This is a genomic window from Kitasatospora sp. NPDC101157, from assembly GCF_044768255.1.
GTDB lineage: Bacteria > Actinomycetota > Actinomycetes > Streptomycetales > Streptomycetaceae > Kitasatospora.
The window spans coordinates 26,030-45,187 of the sequence record NZ_JBIWPL010000013.1 but is presented as its reverse complement, the minus strand read 5'-3'; the positions used below and the strand labels follow the sequence as shown (position 1 = coordinate 45,187).

General features: G+C 73.1%; 17 protein-coding genes and 1 pseudogene. 12 read left to right on the top strand and 6 right to left on the bottom strand.

Annotated elements, in window-relative coordinates; translation table 11 throughout:
• Nucleotides 1-31 precede the first annotated feature (31 nt).
• The 5 genes from ACIRVF_RS24225 to ACIRVF_RS24205 all read left to right on the top strand — a co-directional run bounded on the left by ACIRVF_RS24225 (nt 32) and on the right by ACIRVF_RS24205 (nt 6,275).
• A complete protein-coding gene (locus tag ACIRVF_RS24225) occupies nt 32-1,381 on the top strand; it encodes a lysine N(6)-hydroxylase/L-ornithine N(5)-oxygenase family protein (RefSeq protein WP_402821401.1) in 1,350 nt (449 codons plus the stop codon).
• Nucleotides 1,382-1,400: 19 nt separating this feature from the next.
• Entirely contained in the window at nt 1,401-2,291 is an 891-nt protein-coding gene (locus ACIRVF_RS24220; RefSeq protein ID WP_402821400.1) for a thioesterase II family protein, read from the top strand.
• On the top strand, nt 2,281-3,921 hold the full coding sequence (locus ACIRVF_RS24215; protein WP_402821399.1) for a condensation domain-containing protein: 1,641 nt from the start codon (nt 2,281-2,283) through the stop codon (nt 3,919-3,921). Before ACIRVF_RS24220 ends, ACIRVF_RS24215 begins: the two co-directional genes overlap by 11 nt.
• Nucleotides 3,914-5,185, top strand: coding sequence for an ATP-grasp domain-containing protein (locus ACIRVF_RS24210; RefSeq protein WP_402821398.1), 1,272 nt, complete (start codon nt 3,914-3,916; stop codon nt 5,183-5,185). Before ACIRVF_RS24215 ends, ACIRVF_RS24210 begins: the two co-directional genes overlap by 8 nt.
• Before the next feature lie 466 nt (nt 5,186-5,651).
• Nucleotides 5,652-6,275, top strand: a complete 624-nt coding sequence (locus tag ACIRVF_RS24205) for a hypothetical protein (RefSeq protein WP_402821396.1) — start codon at nt 5,652-5,654, stop codon at nt 6,273-6,275.
• A 110-nt stretch (nt 6,276-6,385) separates the two neighbouring features.
• On the opposite strand, the gene ACIRVF_RS24200 is transcribed toward ACIRVF_RS24205, so the two are convergent.
• The 3 genes from ACIRVF_RS24200 to ACIRVF_RS24190 form a co-directional block, all read right to left on the bottom strand.
• Nucleotides 6,386-6,622, bottom strand: a complete 237-nt coding sequence (locus ACIRVF_RS24200; RefSeq protein WP_402821395.1) for a hypothetical protein — start codon at nt 6,620-6,622, stop codon at nt 6,386-6,388.
• A 216-nt stretch (nt 6,623-6,838) separates the two neighbouring features.
• Nucleotides 6,839-7,726: an NAD(P)H-binding protein gene (locus tag ACIRVF_RS24195; RefSeq protein WP_402821393.1), complete on the bottom strand. Its 888-nt coding sequence runs from the start codon at nt 7,724-7,726 to the stop codon at nt 6,839-6,841.
• A gap of 176 nt (nt 7,727-7,902) precedes the next feature.
• Nucleotides 7,903-8,652, bottom strand: coding sequence for a FadR/GntR family transcriptional regulator (locus tag ACIRVF_RS24190; protein ID WP_402821390.1), 750 nt, complete (start codon nt 8,650-8,652; stop codon nt 7,903-7,905).
• Between the two features lie 211 nt (nt 8,653-8,863).
• Between ACIRVF_RS24190 and ACIRVF_RS24185 the strand changes: the two genes are divergently transcribed.
• From ACIRVF_RS24185 to ACIRVF_RS24165, 5 genes are read left to right on the top strand one after another with little or no spacing between them, the layout of a single operon-like run.
• Nucleotides 8,864-10,474: an amino acid permease gene (locus tag ACIRVF_RS24185; protein WP_402821387.1), complete on the top strand. Its 1,611-nt coding sequence runs from the start codon at nt 8,864-8,866 to the stop codon at nt 10,472-10,474.
• Nucleotides 10,471-11,829, top strand: coding sequence for a glutamine synthetase family protein (locus ACIRVF_RS24180; RefSeq protein ID WP_402821384.1), 1,359 nt, complete (start codon nt 10,471-10,473; stop codon nt 11,827-11,829). Before ACIRVF_RS24185 ends, ACIRVF_RS24180 begins: the two co-directional genes overlap by 4 nt.
• Nucleotides 11,826-12,602 carry a gamma-glutamyl-gamma-aminobutyrate hydrolase family protein gene (locus tag ACIRVF_RS24175; RefSeq protein WP_402821382.1) on the top strand — a complete coding sequence of 259 codons (777 nt, stop codon included), beginning with the start codon at nt 11,826-11,828 and terminating at the stop codon, nt 12,600-12,602. Before ACIRVF_RS24180 ends, ACIRVF_RS24175 begins: the two co-directional genes overlap by 4 nt.
• Complete coding sequence (locus ACIRVF_RS24170; RefSeq protein ID WP_402821379.1) at nt 12,599-13,972, top strand: aldehyde dehydrogenase family protein; 1,374 nt, start codon at nt 12,599-12,601, stop codon at nt 13,970-13,972. Before ACIRVF_RS24175 ends, ACIRVF_RS24170 begins: the two co-directional genes overlap by 4 nt.
• A 5-nt stretch (nt 13,973-13,977) precedes the next feature.
• The gene (locus ACIRVF_RS24165) at nt 13,978-14,745 is read left to right on the top strand and encodes a 3-oxoacyl-ACP reductase (protein ID WP_402821376.1); all 768 of its coding nucleotides are present in this window, start codon (nt 13,978-13,980) and stop codon (nt 14,743-14,745) included.
• Nucleotides 14,746-14,950: 205 nt separating this feature from the next.
• Here the strand turns inward: ACIRVF_RS24165 and pip are convergent, their stop codons facing one another.
• The gene (gene pip / locus ACIRVF_RS24160; protein ID WP_402821373.1) at nt 14,951-15,907 is read right to left on the bottom strand and encodes a prolyl aminopeptidase; all 957 of its coding nucleotides are present in this window, start codon (nt 15,905-15,907) and stop codon (nt 14,951-14,953) included.
• Nucleotides 15,908-16,118: 211 nt separating this feature from the next.
• Here pip and ACIRVF_RS24155 point away from each other — a divergent pair, with 211 nt between their 5' ends.
• Nucleotides 16,119-16,751 carry a hypothetical protein gene (locus ACIRVF_RS24155; RefSeq protein WP_402821370.1) on the top strand — a complete coding sequence of 211 codons (633 nt, stop codon included), beginning with the start codon at nt 16,119-16,121 and terminating at the stop codon, nt 16,749-16,751.
• Between the two features lie 200 nt (nt 16,752-16,951).
• Here ACIRVF_RS24155 and ACIRVF_RS24150 read toward each other — a convergent pair whose 3' ends face one another.
• Nucleotides 16,952-18,301: a M48 family metalloprotease gene (locus ACIRVF_RS24150; protein WP_402821367.1), complete on the bottom strand. Its 1,350-nt coding sequence runs from the start codon at nt 18,299-18,301 to the stop codon at nt 16,952-16,954.
• A 198-nt stretch (nt 18,302-18,499) separates the two neighbouring features.
• Nucleotides 18,500-18,679 (bottom strand): annotated as a pseudogene (locus tag ACIRVF_RS24145) (GNAT family N-acetyltransferase); the annotation flags it as partial.
• A 158-nt stretch (nt 18,680-18,837) separates the two neighbouring features.
• Between ACIRVF_RS24145 and ACIRVF_RS24140 the strand changes: the two are divergent.
• On the top strand, nt 18,838-19,011 hold the full coding sequence (locus ACIRVF_RS24140) for a CsbD family protein (RefSeq protein ID WP_402821365.1): 174 nt from the start codon (nt 18,838-18,840) through the stop codon (nt 19,009-19,011).
• Nucleotides 19,012-19,158 lie beyond the last annotated feature (147 nt).

Here is a 19,158-nt window from a genome sequence, read left to right as displayed (position 1 = left end):
GACACCGATCGAGGCGGGAACGGAGGCTGGGGTGGAAGCTGCGGGAGCGCCGCGGACCGCGGGGCATACGGACCAGGCCCGGGGCGGGCCCGACGCGTACGGCGGGGCCGGGTACGACGTCCTGGGCGTCGGCTTCGGCCCGGCCAACCTCGCCCTCGCCGTCGCCCTGCGCGAGCACCCGTGGCAGGGCGCGAGGGCGGCCTTCCTCGAACGCCGGCCGCGCTTCGGCTGGCACCCCGGGATGCTGATCGAGGACGCCACCATGCAGGTGAGCTTCCTGAAGGACCTGGCGACCCTGCGCAACCCGGTCAGCCCGTACGGTTTCCTGAGCTACCTGCACGAACGGGGCCGACTGGTCTCCTTCGTCAACCAGAAGGACTTCTTCCCCACCCGGCTGGAGTACCACGACTACCTGGAGTGGGCCGCCGCCAAGTTCCCCGACCTGGTCACCTACGGCACCGAAGCCGTCCGCGCCCTGCCCGTCCGGGCCGGCGGCGAGGTCCACGCCTTCGACGTCACCACCCGCGACGTGGCCACCGGCCGCACCGCCACCCTGCGCACCCGCAACCTCGTGGTCGCCACCGGCCTGGTGCCGCGGATGCCCGCGGGTGTCAGCCGGTCCGACCGGATCTGGCACAGCTCCGAACTGCTGCACCGGCTCGCCGGCCTGGACGGCCGTCAGCCGCGGCGCTTCGCGGTGGTGGGCGCCGGGCAGAGCTCCGCGGAGGTCGTCGCCCACCTGCACTCCGCCTTCCCGGAGGCCGAGGTCACCGGAGTGATCCCGCAGTACGGCTACCGTCCCGCCGACGACTCGCCGTTCGCCAACCAGGTCTTCGACCCCGACGCGGTGGACGACTTCTACCACTCCCCGCCCGACGTGAAGGACAGGTTCTACGCCTACCACGCCAACACCAACTACGCGGTCGTGGACCAGGACCTGATCGACGACCTCTACCGGCGCGTGTACCGCGAGTCGGTGCGCGGCCCGCGCCGCATCCGGATGCTCCCGATGAGCCGGGTGACCGAAGCCACCGAGACCGGGGGCGGGGTCCGGCTGCGCGTCGACCGGGCGATGACGAACCGCACCGAGGAACTCGCCGTCGACGTGGCGGTGTTCGCCACCGGCTACGACCCGATGGACGCGGTGGCCGTCCTGGGCCCGGTGGCCGAGCTGTGCAAGCGGACCGACTCCGGCACCCTGCGCGTCGCCCGCGACCACCGGGTCGAGACCGAGCCGTCGGTGCGGGCCGGCATCTACGTCCAGGGCGGCACCGAGCACACCCACGGCATCTCCGCCTCCCTGCTCTCCAACATCGCCGGGCGGGCGTGGGAGATCACCGAGTCGATCGCCGCCGGGCACCGGCCGGCCGCCCCCCACTGATCCGAGCGGAAGGACCCCCGTGCACGCCCCCCACCCCCACCGGTCCGAGGACCGCGCCCGGGCGCTCGACCCGGCCCGCGCCCTCCTGCCCTTCTGGGACGACCGGCCGCCCGGCGCCCGGGCCACCGTCTTCTGCCTCCCGCACGTGGGCGGCGGCGCCTCCGCCTACCGCACGTGGGTCCGGGCCCGCGCGACCCTGGACGTCCAGCCCGTCCAACTGCCCGGACGCGAGCAGCTGATCGACTCGCCCGGGATCGAGCGGATGCCCGAACTCGCCGCCCTGATCGGCTCGTTGATCACCGATCTGGCTCCGGGGCCCTTCGTGCTCTTCGGGCACAGCATGGGAGGCGCGATCGCGACCGAGGTGGCCGCCTGGCTCCGACGGGCCGGCCACCCGCTGCCCGCCCTGATCGCCGTCTCGGCGCGGCCACCGGTGAACCACGTCCGCCCCGATCCCGGCACACCCGAGGACGACTGGCTCGTGGAGCGCGTCCTGAGTGCGGGCGGCACCCCCGCCGAACTGCTGGAGGACCCCGAACTGCGGGAGATCCTCCTCGGGACGATCCGCAGCGACCTGCGGCTGCTGCGGGACTACGAACCGGCGTTCGGCCGCCTGCCCGTGCCGCTGCTCGCCCTCGGCGGCACCGAGGACGACGTCACCGAGTCCCGGCTGGCCGCCTGGCAGGACCACTTCAGCGCGCCGATCCGCGTCCGCATGTTCCCCGGCGGCCACTTCTACCTGAGGCAGCACCGCGACGCCGTCCTCGCCGCCGTCGAGGAGGCCCTCGCCGAGGCCGGCGCCGCAAGCCCGACCGCCGGAGGCCCGACCGCCGCAAGCCCGACCGCCGGAGGCCCGACCGCCGGAGCAAGCCTCACCGCCGAAGGAAGGAGCACGGCCCATGGAGCCTGAGCCCACGACCCGCACCCTCCTCACGCTCTTCCGCGAGGAGATCGGCTCCGACGAGATCGGCCCGGAGGACGACTTCTACGCGGTCGGCGGGGACTCCCTCACCGCCGTGCGCGTCATCACCCGCGCCACGGCCCAGGGCATCCCGCTGCGCCTGATCGACCTGCTGATGAACCCGACCGTCCACGAACTCGCCGACCACGTCCGCGCCACGGCCACCGCCGACGGGGCCCGGACACCGCAGACCCCGGGCCGCACTCCCACGCACCCCGGCGACGCCCCGGCGGACCCCGCCGACCCGCTGGTGGACCCGGAGGACCGCGCCGCCCTGCCTCCCGGAGTCGGGGACGCACTGCCCGCCTCGGCGCTCCAGACCGGACTGATCTTCCAGTGCGAGATGGCCGAGGACCCGAGCCTCTACCACGACCTGATCGGGCTGCGCGTCACGGCGCCCTACCACGAGGACCACTTCCGGGCCGCGCTGCGCGAACTGCTGCGACGCCACCCCGCGCTGCGCAGCTCCTTCGACCTCGGCGGCTACTCGGAGTCGATGCAGCTGTTCTGGGACGACGTCACCGAACCCCTGGAGACCGGGCGCGCCACCACGGCCGCGGACGCCGACGCCGCCGTGGCCGCCTGGCGGGACGCGCAGCTCTCCACCGCCCTGGACTGGGAGCACGCCCCGCTGTTCCGCTGCCACGTGGTCGCGGGACCGGGCGACACCTTCCGGCTGACGGTCGCGATCCACCACGCGATCATGGACGGCTGGAGCTTCGCCACCGTCCTGGTCGACCTGCTCACCCTGTACGACGCCCGGCTGACGGACACCGGCCACGGACTGCCCGAACCGCCCCCGGCCGCGGCCGCCGAGTTCATCCGGCTCGAACGGGCCGCCGTCCACCACGCCGAGTCCACCGCGTTCTGGCGCGCCCAGTGCGACGTGCCGCCCCTGCTGCCGGACCGGGAGCGCTACGGCCGCCCGGCCGACGCCTCCGCCCGCCGCGCCGCCGCGCTGCCCCCCGAACTGTTCGTCCAGCTGCGCCGGCAGGCCGCCGAAGCGCGTGTGCCGCTGAAGAGCCTGCTGCTCGCGGTGCACTGCTGGGCCCTCGGCCGGATGACGGACCGCACCACCGACGTGGTCACCGGCGTCGTGGTCAACGGGCGGCCCGAGCTGCCGGACGCGGACCGCGTCGTCGGGCTGTTCCTCAACACCGTTCCCCTGCGCCTGCCCTCCACCAGCGGCACCTGGGCCGACCTCGCCCGGACCCTGCGGGACACCGAGGTCGCCGCCGCGCCCCACCGGCGCCACCCGCTCGCCCTGATCGAGGAGGACCTCGGGCGCCGCTCCTTCGACGTGACCTTCAACTTCACCGACTTCCACGTCTACCGCCGGCTCTCCGCGCTCCGCGCACTGTCCACGGACGGCTGGTGGGACCGCGACAAGGCCAGCCACCCGCTCTCCTGCGACTTCACCCTGGACTACCCCGGCTTCGGCAGCGGGCTGCTCCTCTCCTTCGACCCGCACCGGCTGAGCGAGGACCGGGTCGACGCCTACCTCACCCTGGCCGCCGCCGGCCTGCGCGCCGCGGCCCGCAACGCGCACACCACGGGGACGGAGTCCCTCGATGGCTGAACCGGCGCCGCTCGCGGTGGCGTACGACGTCGGCTCGGTCTCCCCGGCCGAGATCGCGGTCGGGGCGGCGGACCTGGCCCCGCTGGCGTTCCTGCTGCCCCATTCGCCGCACGTGCGCACCCTGCGACCGGTCCTGTCCAGACTGGGCCGGGTGGTCCAGCTGACCGGGGACCGGCGGCGGGACACCGTCCTGGTCCGGCGGCTCGCCCCGGCCGGAGTGCTGACCTTCTCCGAGAACCTGGTGCGCCTGACCTCGGCCCTCACCCACGCCCTGGGCCTGCCCGGCCACCCGCCCGAGGTGGCCGAGCTGCTCACCGACAAGTACCGGCAGCGCGAACGGCTGCGCACCGCCGGCGTCGACGCGGTGCGGTGCCGGACCGTCCCGGACGCCGCCGCATGGGAGCCGGCCCTGGCGGCCGTCGGCCTGCCGGCGGTCGTGAAACCCGTCCACGGCCAGGGCAGCCGGGGTACCTACGCCGTCCACGACCGGGCGGAGGCGGAGCGGACACGCGCACGGCTGTTCGCCGGCCCGGGGGAGACCTGGGTGGTCGAGGAACTCCTGCCGGGACGGCCGAGCGGGCCCCTGGGCGACTACGTGTCCGTCGAGACCGCGACCGGCCCGGAAGGGACCACGGTGCTCGCGGTGACCGGCAAGCACCCGCTGACCCCACCGTTCCGGGAGAGCGGACAGTTCTGGCCCTCCGCGCTGTCCGACCGGGACCGCACGGCGGTCTCCCGGCTGGCGGTCCGCGCGGTCGACGCCCTCGGCGTGACCACGGGCCTGTGCCACACGGAGATCAAGCTCACGCCCGACGGCCCCCGGATCATCGAGGTCAACGGCCGGCTGGGCGGCCACCTCAACGAACTCGCGCGCCGCGCCTGCGGAACGGACCTCGTCCGCGCCGCTGCCCTGCTGGCCCTCGGCGCCCTCCCGCCGCCCGCCCCGGCCCCACCCGACCGGGTGTACTTCCAGTTCAACGGCCTGGCCCCGGTCCGCCCCGGGCGACTGCGCGCCCTGACCGGCGGCGACGAGGTCCGGAGCCTGGACGGCATCACCGGCCACCGGCCCTACGTCCGCCCCGGCGACCAGCTCCCCGGCGGCGTGGGCAGCGTCTTCCTGGACCTCCTCACCGGCGACGCGCCCGACCACCGGGCCATGGTCGACCTCCTCGACCGCGCCCTGCCCCTCCTGCGCTACGAGTTCACCGACGGCAGCGCCACCTGGACCGAGTCCCCGCGCCGGTCCCACCCGCCTCACGGCTGACGGCGTCCGCGCCCGCCGAGAGGCCGCGGCCCCGCCGCCACCCTTGACCCGTCATCAGCCGGGACCGCGGCCAGGGAAACGGCCGCCGCAGCGCGCACGCCCGCGGCCGGGGCCCCTCGCCGCGACGGCTGGTACACGCCCGAACCGCCGTCATGGCGCACCTGCTGCGCGCCGAGCACGACCAGCACCCAGCGGGGATTCCGGGGTTGTGAGGGGGTTTGTGATCACGGTTCGGTGACCTTCCGGCTCTTGGGAGGCCGTTGGCCCGTTCTCGGTGTCCGCAGGACGATAGGTTTCCCCGGCGCACTTCATTGATCACCACGGGGGATTCACCATTTCCACTCAGTCTGCCGAGCTGCCCGACACCACCGCGCCCGCGGAGACCGCCTCCGCAGCCCCGGTCGAGGGGGCGCCGGCGTACGGCGAGGGGCAGCTCAGCTGCGCGGTCTGCGGCTCGGTCCCGGCTGTGGACGCCACCATCCGCGGCCACCAGGGCTTCGTCATCGTCATGCGCTACCTCAAGCGACGGGGCCCGTTCTGCCGCACCTGCGGCATCGCCACCCATCGGGAGATGACCTCCGACACCCTCTGGCAGGGCTGGTGGGGCATTCCGTCGATGATCGTCAACCCGATCGTCATGCTGTTCAACATCCCGCAGCGGCTGAAGATCAACAAGCTGGCGGAGCCGCTGCCCGGAGCCCCCGGTACGCCGATGGACACCGGCAAGCCGGTCTACCTGCGGCCCACGATCGTCGGCCTGCTGATCCCGGCGGTCCTGATCACGCTGCTCTTCGTCCTGCTGAAGGACGACCCCGAGTTCGCCAAGGCCGGGGACTGCATCCACAACAGCAGCCCGCTCGCCATGTCCGGCCTGACCGACACCAACCCGGACGTCAAGGTGGTCCCCTGCTCCGACCCGCAGGCGGACGCCCGCGTCGTGGGCCGGGCCGACGACACCACCGACGGTGAGGCGGAGTGCCGCAAGTACCCCGACGCCGACAGCTACTTCACGTACAAGCGGGGGAGCGACAAGTACCTGCTGTGCCTGACGAGCCTCAAGCCCCGGCCGCAGCTGACCTTCGCCCCGTAAGGGGGTGACCGGGCCGGACGCCTGACGGCCTTACGCCGGGGGGAACCCGACCCCTTCGATCGATGGTGGGCCGCCGGCCGTGCGGCCCACCATCAGTGCGTTCCGGTGGTTCAGCGGAGGACCACGGAGAGCCGCGCCGGGCCGGTCTCGGTGGTGGTGTCACAGAAGTAGACGATGGCCTGCTGGCTGTTCACGTACGCCTGGCCGGCCGCGTGGCACGCGGCGGCGGTCGGGTAGATGCCGATGTAGGTGTAGGTGGCCGCCTGGGCGCCCGGAGCGGCGATGAGGGCGCCGCCGGCCACGAGGCCGGCCACGGCGACGGCGGAGAACGCCTTGCGAAGCGACATGGGTCTTCCTCTCAACGGTGAGCGCCGGGGTCTGCCCCCCTTGCGCTTCGTCGAGGAGCATCCTCCGAATGTGAAGACGAGACAATGGTCGAGACCAATTCCGACCGGAAGCAGTGGGGTGCTTCTGTGACGGCGCAGGTCAAGGGCTCCTCCGCCGGGCCGAGGATCGCCTTCCGGACAGGTCGTGCGCTGTCCGGAACCTGACAGGCCGTGTCCTCACGAACCCTCCGGACCCTCCGTGAACCCGGTGGCGTGGTCGGCGGCCCACTGGCGAAACGTCCGCGGCGCCCTCCCGAGGAGGTCGGCCACCGCGGTGGTGACGTACGCGGGCCGGCCGACCGCCGCGCTCCACGCGGCGAGCAGCATGTCGACGGCGGAGCTGGGCGCGGTACCGGCCGACAGGCTCCGGAACTCGTCCGGCGTCATCTCCTCGAATGCGATCCGCCGCCCCAGGGCGTCGCCGATGACGCTCACCTGTGCGGCCTGGGTCAGCGATTCGGGGCCCGTCAGGACGTAGTCCCCTCGGACGTGTCCGTCCTGATGGAGCATCCGCGCCGCGACGGCTGCGACGTCGCGGTCGTCGACCGGTGCCGTCTCGGCAGCGCCGTGAGGCCACCGGACGACCTCGCCGGCCCGGATCGCGGGTGCCCACCAGGCCAGCGCGTTCGACGCGAGCATCCCCGGCCGGATGATCGTCGAGCTGAGTCCGGTGGCGGCGATGAGCCGCTCGATGTCGGCGTGCAGCGCCGCCATGGGATTGGGCTGCTGGAAGAAGGGGTGCGGCGTCCGGTGCGGGGAGGAGAGGAAGACGAGCCGTCGCACGTGGGCTGCCAGTCGCTCGACGACTGCCTCGGTGGTCCGGGGTGGTGCGGTCCAGACGAGGAAGACCGCACCGGCGCCCCTCAGCGCCGGGTCGAGCGACTCGGGCACGGTGAGGTCGCCGGTGAAGACCTCGACCTCCGCCGGCAGCGTCGCCGCCGCCGCGGGACGACGGGTCAGGGCGCGGACCGGCACGCCCGCGTCGAGGAGCTGGTCGATGACGACGCGGCCGATCCGGCCCGTCGCCCCGGTGACGAGCACGGGAGGAATGGGTGGCTGGTTCATGCCGCCCATAGAAACCTTACTTGGTTAAAAAAGCAACTCGGTTATGAAATGCCTGGTGCTGCACCGGTTCGCCGACCACCACGGCGAGGCGGCATCCGTCCCGCCGGGACGCCGGGGCGTTCGCCGCCGACATCGGCGGCCGCCGGTGAGCCGGACCGGCGGCGCCTTGGTGGCCGTCAGGCCAGGAATCCCCGCAGCAACGAGGCCGTCGCGGCGAGGTGTTCCTCGGTGGCGCGCCGGGCGGCGTCGCCGTCGCCGTCGAGGATCGCCCGGACCATCGCCCGGTGCTGCTCGGCGGCGTGCTCGATGTTGCGGTCCAGCATGGGGATCGCGTTGAGCAGGTCGTTGAGCCGCATCCTGGCCTCGGTGATGGCCGCGGCGAGGGCGGGGGAGCCGGTGAGCTCGCCGATGGCGAGGTGGAAGCGCGAGTCGAGCTGGCGGTACTGCCCCGCCGGGGCCGCGTCCAGTTCGGTCAGCCGGCCCTCCAGGTGAGCGCGCTGCTCGGGGGAGAGCGGGCGCCGGGCCGCGGCCTCGGCGGCCCCGACCTCCAGGACCTGCCGGTAGGTCAGCGCGTCCTCCAGGGCGCCGCCGAGGTCGCGGGCGGCGCGACGCAGGTCGGCGACGTCCGGTTCGGGCATCCGGTAGGTGACGAAGGTGCCGCCGTAGCGGCCGCGGCGGGACTCGACGCAGTCGGCCTGCTGGAGCGTGCGCAGCGCCTCGCGCAGGGTCTCGCGGCTGACGCCGAGCCGGGCGGCGAGGTCGCGTTCGGCGGGCAGCCGGTCGCCGGGGCCGAAGACGCCGAGCTTGATCGCCTGGAGCAGCCGCTCGACGGTCTCCTCGAAGGCGTTGCCGGTCCGGATCGGGCGGAAGATCGCCCCGGCCTCCCAGTCGAGGCGTGCCTGCTCACGCGTCACGTCCACGTCCACGCCGGAATCGTACCTGCGAACGGATCTCCCGCACTCGTTCCCGTTCCACCCTTGACGTGGCCGCCGTCCAGCCGGAACGATGCTGCTCACCCACCCAATGGTCTGACTTCAGACCATTGAAGAGCCGTCAGACCGTCGACCCGCCGGGGCGGGTGCGCCACGCCGTCGTGGCCGCGAGCACCCGGCACACCCTCAACCCCCAGGGGTGCCCATGACCGACGCACGCTCACCCGACCACCCTGGCCCCGCCGCGTTTCCGGTGGAGTCATCCCCCGTTTCCGCCGACGAACAACGCCTCCGCGAGCTGGGCTACACCCAGGAGCTGGCCCGCTCGATGTCGGGCTTCTCCAACTTCGCCGTCTCCTTCTCCATCGTCTCGATCCTGTCCGGCTGCCTGACCCTCTACGGGACGGGGATGAAGACCGGCGGCCCGGCCCTGATCATCTGGGGCTGGCCGGTGGTCGGCCTGCTGACACTCTGCGTCGGCCTCGCGATGGCCGAGATCTGCTCCAGCTACCCGACGGCCGGCGGACTCTACTACTGGTCCGCCAAGCTGACCCGCAGCCGCGGCCCGGCCTGGAGCTGGTTCACCGGCTGGTTCAACTTCCTCGGCCAGGTCGCGGTGACCGCAAGCGTCGACTACGGCGCCGCCTTCTTCACCAACGCGTTCCTCGAACTGCGCTACGGCCTCGCGGCCACCCCCGAGCACACCATGGAGATCTTCGCGGTCATCCTGCTGGCGCACGGCCTGCTCAACACCTTCGGGGTGCGCCTGGTCGCCGTCCTCAACAGCGTCTCCGTCTGGTGGCACCTGGCGGGCGTCGCGATCATCGTCGGCGCCCTCGCGCTGCTCCCCGAACGGCACGCCTCCGCCTCCTCCGTCTTCACGGAGTTCGTCAACCGCACCGGCTTCCACAGCCAGTTCTACGTCGCGATGCTCGGCCTGCTGATGGCCCAGTACACCCTCACCGGTTACGACGCCTCCGCGCACATGACCGAGGAGACCCAGGACGCCGCCCGCTCCGGCCCGCGCGGCATCGTCAACGCCATCACCGTCTCCCTGGTGGCGGGCTGGATCCTGCTGCTCGGCATCACCTTCGCGATCCGCGACTACGACGGCGCGCTGGACAGCGCCACCCAGGTCCCGCCCGCGCAGATCTTCATCGACGCGATCGGCTCCGGCGGCGCCCAGTTCCTGCTGCTCATCGTCATCGGCGCCCAGTTCTTCTGCGGCATGGCCTCCGTCACCGCCAACTCCCGCATGATCTACGCCTTCTCCCGCGACGGCGCGCTCCCCGGCTCCCGCCTCTGGCACCGCATCTCCCCGCGCACCCAGACCCCCACCAACGCGGTCTGGCTGGCCACCGGCGGCGCCCTGCTGCTCGGACTGCCCGCGCTCTGGAACAACACCGCCTACACGGCCGTGACCTCGATCTCCGTCATCGGCCTCTACATCTCCTACGTCATCCCGGTGTACCTGCGGCTGCGCCAGGGCGAGGACTTCCCGCGCGGCCCCTGGCACCTGGGCCGCTGGAGCAGGCCGATCGGCGTCGTCGCCGTCGCCTGGACGGCGGTGATCAGCGTCCTGTTCATGCTGCCCACCGCCAGCCCGATCACCGCCGAGAGCTTCAACTACACCCCGGTCGCCGTCATCGTCGTCGGCGGCTTCGCCGGCCTCTGGTGGCTGGCCTCCGCCCGGCACTGGTTCACCGGGCCGCACACCGGCGCCACGCCGTCCGCGCCCGACGCCCCGGCCCCCCGACCGAAAGACCCGATGACCGCCCCGCAGCCCACCCCCGACACCGAACCGGAGACCCGATGACCACCCCCCGGCTCACCCTCGACGAGCTGCGCACCCGCGTCGCCGACGGGTCCGTCGACACCGTCGTGCTCGCCATGACCGACATGCAGGGGCGCCTCCAGGGCAAACGCGTCGCCGCCGACTACTTCCTGGACGACGTCGTCACCGGCGCCGCCGAGGGCTGCGGCTACCTGCTGGCCGTCGACGTCGACATGAACACCGTCGACGGCTACGAGGTCTCCTCCTGGGACAACGGCTACGGCGACCTGACCCTGCGCCCCGACCTCACCACCCTGCGGGCCGTCCCCTGGCACCCCGCCACCGCCATGGTCCAGTGCGACGTCGTCCACCACGACGGCACCCCCGTCGCCGTCTCCCCGCGCCAGGTCCTCCGACGCCAGCTCGACCGCCTGGCCGGCTACGGCTGGCAGGCCCAGGCCGCCACCGAACTGGAGTTCATCGTCTTCCGGGACAGCTACGAACAGGCCTGGGACAGGGACTACACCCGCCTCACCCCGGCCAACCAGTACAACGTCGACTACTCCATCCTCGGCACCGGCCGCATCGAGCCGCTGCTGCGCCGCCTGCGCAACGGCATGGCCGGCGCCGGGCTGACCGTCGAGTCCGCCAAGGGCGAGTGCAACCTCGGCCAGCACGAGATCGCCTTCAAGTACGCCGACGCCCTCACCACCTGCGACAACCACGCCGTCTACAAGACCGGCGCCAAGGAGATCGCCGCCCAGGAGGGCTGCAGCCTCACCTTCATGGCGAAGTACGACGAACGCGAGGGCAACTCCTGCCACATCCACCTGAGCCTGCGCGACGAGCGGGGCGCCCCGGTGTTCGCCGGGGACCGCCCGTACGGCTTCTCCCGCACCATGGAGCACTTCCTCGCCGGCCAGCTCGCCTGCCTCGCCGACTTCGCCCTGCTGTTCGCCCCCACCGTCAACTCCTACAAGCGCTACGTCCCCGGCAGCTTCGCGCCCACCGCCATCGCCTGGGGCCGCGACAACCGCACCTGCGCCCTGCGCGTCGTCGGCCACGGCCCGTCGCTGCGCTTCGAGAACCGCGTCCCCGGCGGCGACGTCAACCCCTACCTCGCGGTCGCCGCCCTGATCGCCGCCGGACTGCACGGAGTCGAGCAACAGCTCGAACTCCAGCCGGAGTTCACCGGCAACGCCTACGCCTCCGACGCGCCCCGGGTGCCCGCCACCCTGCGCGACGCGGTCGACGCCTTCGAACGCAGCGCCGTCGCCACCGAAGCCTTCGGCAAGGACGTCGTCCGGCACTACACCCACGCCGGACGCACCGAACTCGCCACCTACGAACGGGCGGTGACCGACTGGGAGCGGCGCCGCGGATTCGAGCGGCTGTGACCGGCACCGCCCCGCCACGCACCGACGCGACCGGCACCGGTGCGACCGCCACCGACCTGACACCACCCCACGACCACCGACGACCACTCATCGGCATCAGCAGCTACCAGGACGACGCCGCCTGGTCCGTCTGGAACCAGCGCGCCTCCCTCGTGCCCCAGACCTACGTCGACGCGGTCGTCCGCGCCGGCGGCACCCCGCTCCTGCTGCCGCCCCAGCCCGGCGGGACCGGCCACCTGCTCGACACCCTCGACGGACTCCTCCTCGCCGGCGGACCGGACGTCGACCCGGCCCGCTACGCGGCGGCGCCCCACCCGCGCACCGGCCCGCCCCACCACGCCCGCGACGACTGGGAGAGCCGGCTGCTGCACGCCGCCCTCGCCCGGGACCTCCCGGTGCTCGGCATCTGCCGCGGCATGCAGCTGCTCAACGTCGAACTCGGCGGCACCCTCGTCCAGCACCTGCCCGACGACAGCCACCAGACCGTCCCCGCCCGCTTCGTCCGCCACCGGATCACCCCTCGGCCTGGCAGCCGCCTCGCCGCCGTCCTGGGACCCGCCGCCGACGTCTCCTGCTACCACCACCAGGCCGTCGACCGGATCGGCACCGGCCTCACGGCCACCGCGCACAGCGCCGACGGCACCGTCGAGGCGCTCGAACTGACCGGCCACCGCTTCGCCCTGGGCGTCCAGTGGCACCCGGAGACCGACCCCGGCGACCCGCGCCTGTTCCACGCGTTCATCACCGCCAGCCAGAGGGAGACCGCCCGATGACCGAACCGGACCTCTACGAGGTCGTCAACCCCGCCACCGAGGAGGTGATCACCACCGTCGAACTGGCCGGCCCCGCCGAGACCGACGCCGCCGTCGCCCGCGCCCGCGCCGCCTTCGACACCTGGCGCCGGGTGGCCCCCGCCGACCGCGCCCGACTGCTGCGCGCCTTCGCCGCCGCCGTCGACGCCGACCGCGAACACCTCGCCGCCCTGGAGGTCGCCAACGCCGGCCACACCATCGGCAACGCCCGCTGGGAGGCGGGCAACGCCCGGGACGTCATCGAGTACTACGCCGCCGCCCCCGAGCGGCTGTTCGGCCGGCAGATCCCCGTCGCCGGCGGCATCGACGTCACCTTCCAGGAACCGATCGGCGTCGTCGGGGTCATCGTGCCCTGGAACTTCCCCATGCCGATCGCCGCCTGGGCCCTCGCCCCCGCGCTCGCCGCCGGCAACACCGTCATCGTCAAACCGGCCGAACTCACCCCGCTCACCGCGCTGCGCCTGGCCGAACTCGCCCTGGCGGCCGGGATCCCCGAGGGCGTCCTCCAGGTCCTGCCCGGCCGCGGTCCGGTCGTCGGACAGCGCTTCGTCACCCACCCCGACGTGCGCAAGGTCGTCTTCACCGGCTCGACGAGGGTCGGCAAGGAGATCATGGCGGGCTGCGCCGCCCAGGTGAAGCCGGTCACCCTCGAACTCGGCGGCAAGAGCGCCAACATCGTCTTCGCCGACGCCGACCTCGCCAAGGCCGCCGCGACCGCCCCCTACGCCGTCTTCGACAACGCCGGCCAGGACTGCTGCGCCCGCTCCCGGATCCTCGTCGAGGCCAGTGTGTTCGACGACTTCATGGCCCTCCTGGAACCGGCCGTGCGCGGGGTGCGGGTGGGCGATCCGGCCGACGAGAAGACCGAGATGGGCCCGCTGATCTCGGCCGCCCACCGCGAGCGGGTCTCCTCGTACGTCCCGGACGGCTCGGCCGTCGCCTTCCGCGGCAGCGCTCCCGACGGGCCGGGCTTCTGGTACCCGCCGACCGTCCTCGCGCCGGTGCGGCACGAGGACCGCGCCTTCACCGAGGAGATCTTCGGACCGGTCGTCGCCGTCGTCCCGTTCCGTGACGAGCAGGACGCCGTGCGCATCGCCAATGCCACCGAGTACGGCCTGTCGGGCTCCGTCTGGACCAGGGACCTCGGCCGCGCGCTGCGGGTCTCGCGCGGCGTCGAGGCCGGCAACCTGTCCGTCAACTCGCACTCCTCGGTGCGCTACACCACGCCGTTCGGCGGCTTCAAACAGTCCGGACTCGGCCGCGAGCTCGGCCCGGACGCCCTCGACGCCTTCACCCAGACCAAGAACGTCTTCATCTCCACGGAGGAATGATCAGCATGACCCAGCGACTCGACGGCCGCGTGGCCGTCATCACCGGAGCCGGCAGCGGCATCGGCCTGGCGACCGCCCGCCGCTTCGCCGCCGAGGGCGCGAAGGTGGTCTGCGTCGACCTCGACCCCGAGACCGGCGCCAAGGCCGCGAACGAGGTCGGCGGCCTGTTCGTCCAGGCCGACGTCACCGACGAGAGTGCGGTGCGCGAGCTCTTCCAGCGGGCCGTCGACGAGTACGGCCGCCTCGACATCGCCTTCAACAACGCGGGCATCTCCCCGCCGGACGACGACTCCATCCTCACCACCGGCCTGGAGGCCTGGAAGCGCGTCCAGGAGGTCAACCTCACCAGCGTCTACCTGTGCTGCAAGTACGCGATCCCGCACATGCAGCGCCAGGGCAAGGGCTCGATCATCAACACCGCCTCCTTCGTCGCCGTGATGGGCGCGGCGACCTCCCAGATCTCCTACAGCGCCTCCAAGGGCGGCGTGCTGGCCATGTCCCGCGAACTGGGCGTGCAGTTCGCCCGCGAGGGCATCCGCGTCAACGCCCTGTGCCCCGGCCCGGTGAACACCCCGCTGCTCCAGGAGCTCTTCGCCAAGGACCCGGAGCGCGCCGCCCGCCGCCTGGTCCACATCCCGCTGGGCCGCTTCGCCGAGCCCGAGGAGATCGCCGCCGCGGTGGCCTTCCTCGCCTCCGACGACTCCTCCTTCATGACCGCCAACACCTTCCTCGTCGACGGCGGCATCTCCGGCGCCTACGTCACCCCGCAGTAGCCGCGCCCGCCCCGGCCGGACCGGCCCTGCCGAACCTCCAACAGGCCCTGGAACGGGGCCGGTTCGAGCAGCGCCACCCCGGACAAGGGGCAGCCGGGAACGCGTGGTCCAGGACGCAACGGCGAAGGCCGGCCCGCGAGACACTGTCTCGCGGGCCGGCCTTCGGGTCATTGCGGGCCGGGGCGGCCCGGGGCGGCCCTACCGGTCAGCGGGTCTTGAACTCCTCGATGGCGTCGTGGACGACCTGGACCATGCTCGGGCTGCCGATGTGGCCGGAGTCGTCCGAGATGTGCAGCCTGGCGCCCGGCCAGTTCTTCGCCAGCTCCCAGGCCGTCTGCGGCGGGCAGCCCATGTCGTGGCGGCCGGTCACGATGACGCCCGGGATGCCGGCCAGCTTGCCGGCGTCGCGTATGAGTTGGTTCTCGGTCAGCCAGGCGCCGTGGCTGAAGATGTGGGAGCAGATCCGGACGAAGGCGATCTGCTCGTCGACCTCCCGGTTGCTGTACATGCCGGGCGAGTTGTTCGGCTCGCCGGTGATCACCGCGTCCTCCCAGGCCAGCCAGTCGGCTGCGGCCTTCGCCCGCACGGCGCGGTCCGGGTGCTCCATCAGCCGTGCGTACGCGGCGAGCAGGTCGCCGTCCCGCTCGCCCTCGGGGACGCCGTCGCGGAACCGGTCCCAGGCCTCGGGGCGGAAGCGCCCCGCCCCCCGGTAGAGCCAGTCGAGTTCGGTGCGGCTGGTCGTCATCACGGCCTGGAGGATCATCTCGCTGACCCGCTCGGGGTGTTGCTGCGCATAGGCCAGTGCCAGGGTCACCCCCCAGGAGGCGCCGTTGACCAGCCACTTCTCGATGCCGAGGTGCTCGCGCAGCCGCTCCATGTCGTCGATCAGGTGCTGCGTGGTGTTCAGGCCCATGTCCGCCGCCGGGTCACTGGCGTGCGGGGTGCTGCGGCCGCAGTTGCGCTGGTCGAAGAGGACGACGCGGTAACGCTGCGGGTCCCAGGCCCTGAGCGGCCGTCGTACCGTGCCCGCCCCCGGGCCCCCGTGGACGTACACGGCGGGTTTGCCCTGGGGGCTGCCGAGTTGCGCGTAGTAGATCTGGTTGCCGTCACCGGTGTCGAGTAACCCGGAGTCGTACGGCTCGGTCGGAGCGTAGAGGGTCATGGACGCGATCGTAGCCACCTGAACCGCGCCACCGTGCCCCGTCCGGCAGTTCACCGGTGCCGGCCGCCTGCACCATTCGGGTCGTCGCCTTCTGCAAGCACGCCCCTGCGCCGCTTGCGGACAAGTCGGCCAGCTGGGCAAGGTGTGCAGCCGGCGGCTCAACCAGCGCTCGGATACTCATCCCGCCCGGATCCTTGCGAAGATCCTCGGCATGACCTTGTTTCCTGCTGACCGCGATGCCTCCGGTGACCCCTTCGCCGAGATCGGCGATCCCGTCCTGGCCGTCGCGGACGAGCGGCGAGGCGTGGTGGCGGTGGCCGGCGCGCACGAGTACGACGAGGCCAGGACGGTAGGCGTCTTCCACGTCACCGACCGCGCCCGCCGCCGCTGGCTCCTGAGCTCGCAGTACCCGGTGAACGCGATGGCCTTCCATCCCACTCTTCCCTTGCTGGCCGTGGGATCCGGCGAGTACGACGGCGGCTACCACTTCGAGGGGGAGCTCCTGCTCGTCCACCTGGAGACCGGTACCACCCGCTCGCTCATCGAACACCACCTCGGCCGCCAGATCCTTGGCCTGGATTGGCTGAACCACCAGGACCTCCGCGTCCTGATGGCGCCACCGGACGACTGGAAGGATCACAAGGCCCACGTGGAAGGACATGCCGCCGTGGTGCACCGCGCCGACTGGACCGTGGTCGGAGCCAGGTCGCTCACCGGCCGGGACCTGGCCGGCCCCCGGGTGCCGGCGCCTCGCCCGGACCACCGCGAGGCCGCCCGGCAGGCGGTCGCCCGTCTGGTGTCGCCGCGGACGCGTCGGCACCACGGCAACGGAACAGACGCATAGGACCTGGATCCGAGGCAGAGCGGGACAGCAGCAGTCCGCCTCTGCGAGCGGCTCCGCGCTCGGCCCCCGTTCGGCCGACCCGTTGCCGACGCACCGAGGCTCCGGTCGAAGGGGTGACCTTGCCGAGTCACCCTGTACCGGAGCCTCGGTGTGCCGTCGGTCTGCTTGCGAGGTCGGCGCTCCGCCGCCGGCCCGCCTGGTCAGCCGGCCAGCAGCTCGGCGGCGATCCGGGCGCGGTGCGGCGCCAGCTCGGCGGCGACCGAGGCGCCCTCGGCGGCGGTGACGGTGACGGCGGCGTCCCCGTCCCCGGCGCCGGCGGCCAGGGCGATCCGCAGGTGGGTCGGCGGGTGGGAGCCGTCCACGGCAGACCGGTCACGGGCACTGAGCCGCAGCAGGCGCTCCCGCTCGACGGCGGGGACGGAGGCGAGGTGCTCGCGCACCCGCTCCCAGAGCAGGTCCGGCGCGGGCGGCGCGGGCGCGTCCTCGGCCCGGCGGCTCCGGGCGCGGCCGATCCGGGGCCGTCCGCGCTCCTCGGCCCGGATCTGGTGGATCGCGGTGTCCACCGAGCCGGACAGCAGCAGCGCCGCGAGCATGCCCCGGGCCGCCTCGCCGCCCGCCACCCGGGCGGCGAGCACGTCCGAGTGGTACTCGGCCTGCTGGCCGGCCCGGGAGGTCAGCCGGTCGAACAGCACCAGCCCCCGGTACAGCACCCAGGCGACGCCCCGCAGCACCAGCCGGCCGAACACCGCGCCGAGCCGCACCAGTAGCGAGACCTCGTCCCGGCCCACGACCGGCCCGGCATGGCCCGGGCGGGCCATGTCGTACCAGGCCCAGAGCGCCGAGACGGCGCTGTACAGCCAGAACGAGCGCCGGCGGTCGCCGTTGACCCGGTGGCCGAACTCGTGGCCGAGCAGGGCTGTCCGCTCCCGGTCGTCCAGTACCTCCCACAGCGGCAGGCCGATCCGCAGCACCGACCGGCGGCGCAGCCCGACCAGCCCGTACGAGGCGTTGAACTCGTCGGTGACCTGGATGACGTCCACCGGGCGGGCGCCGACCTCGGCGGCCACCCGGTCGGCCAGACCGTACAGGGCCGGCGCCCCGGCGCGGTCGAGCACGCCCGCGTCCTTCGGCAGCCGGCCGAGCCGGGGCCGCAGGGTCACCGCGATCACCAGCACCACCGCGCCGACGCAGCGCTGGACGACGGTCCCGGTGATCAGCAGCCAGAGCGCCAGGGCGAAGGTGCCGACGGTGACGAGGTGGATCATCCCGGCCGCGACGGAGGCCAGCAGCCAGTCCCGGCGGGCGGTGGGGGAGTCGCCCCCGGCGGCCTGCTCCTCGTAGAGCCGGTCGGTGCGGGCGACCGCGGCCCGCTCACGCCGGGTGAGTCCGGCGGCGGCGTCCTCGCCGGGCACGAGGTTCCAGTCGCAGGCCGGGCACCAGAGGAGGAAGCGCGGGTCGTCGGTCAGAGGGGCGGCGCAGCGCGGGCACGGCGAACCGTGGACGGGCCTGCCGGCGGACGCCGCGGCGGGCGGCTCGGTGGAGGTGGACACGGTTGATCATGATGGCGGGTCGGGGCGCTGGTGGGCAGGGGGTTATTCGTATCGTGACCATGCCCGTTCCCCTTCGGGCTGCCCCGGCCGGGAGCACAGGGCCTTCTCTTCTCCCGCTCCTCGGGTGCGCGTCAGGGTGTGCCCGCGCAGGGCCGGTGGTGATGGCGCTGCGGGTCGGGTCGGGCACGCAGGTTGTCCTCAAGGACCCAACAGCGACGCCGGCCTGAACCCTGCCTCGGCCGTGGTCGTCAGTGTCCGCGCCATCAAGGTCCTGCCGATCCCGGTACCCCACACCTCGGGCAGCAGGTAGAGGGTGCCCATCGACACGGTCGCAGGGTCGTCGTCCAGGTCCTCGGTCGGACAGAACCGCGAGTAGCCGACCGGCTGGCCTCACCGTCAACTGCCGCCCCGGCCACCAGCGTTCGGCCGTGCGACTGCCCGGCCGGCGGCGGCTCATCCACCGGGCATGTTCCTCGCCGGCGGGGGCACACGGACTGTCGCAAGGACCGCGAAGCAGCCCTACCGAGGAGGCCGTCATGGGCATGGGTGACAAGATCGGGAACGCCGCCGAGAAGGCCAAGGGCGCGGCCAAGGAAGCCGCGGGCAAGGCCACGGGCAACGAGCGGCTGCAGGCCGAGGGCAAGACCGACCAGGCCAAGGGCGACATCAAGCAGGCCGGCGAGCATGTCAAGGACGCCTTCAAGCACTGACCTGGCGCCCGTTGCCTCTCTCCCGCGGTGGGGGGGCGGCCCCCCCCCCCCCCCCCCCCCCCCCCCCCACCCGCCCCCCCCCCCCCCCCCCCCCCCCGCCCCCCCCAGGAACAAGGGGCCCCCCCCACCCCCCCCCCCCGCCACCAA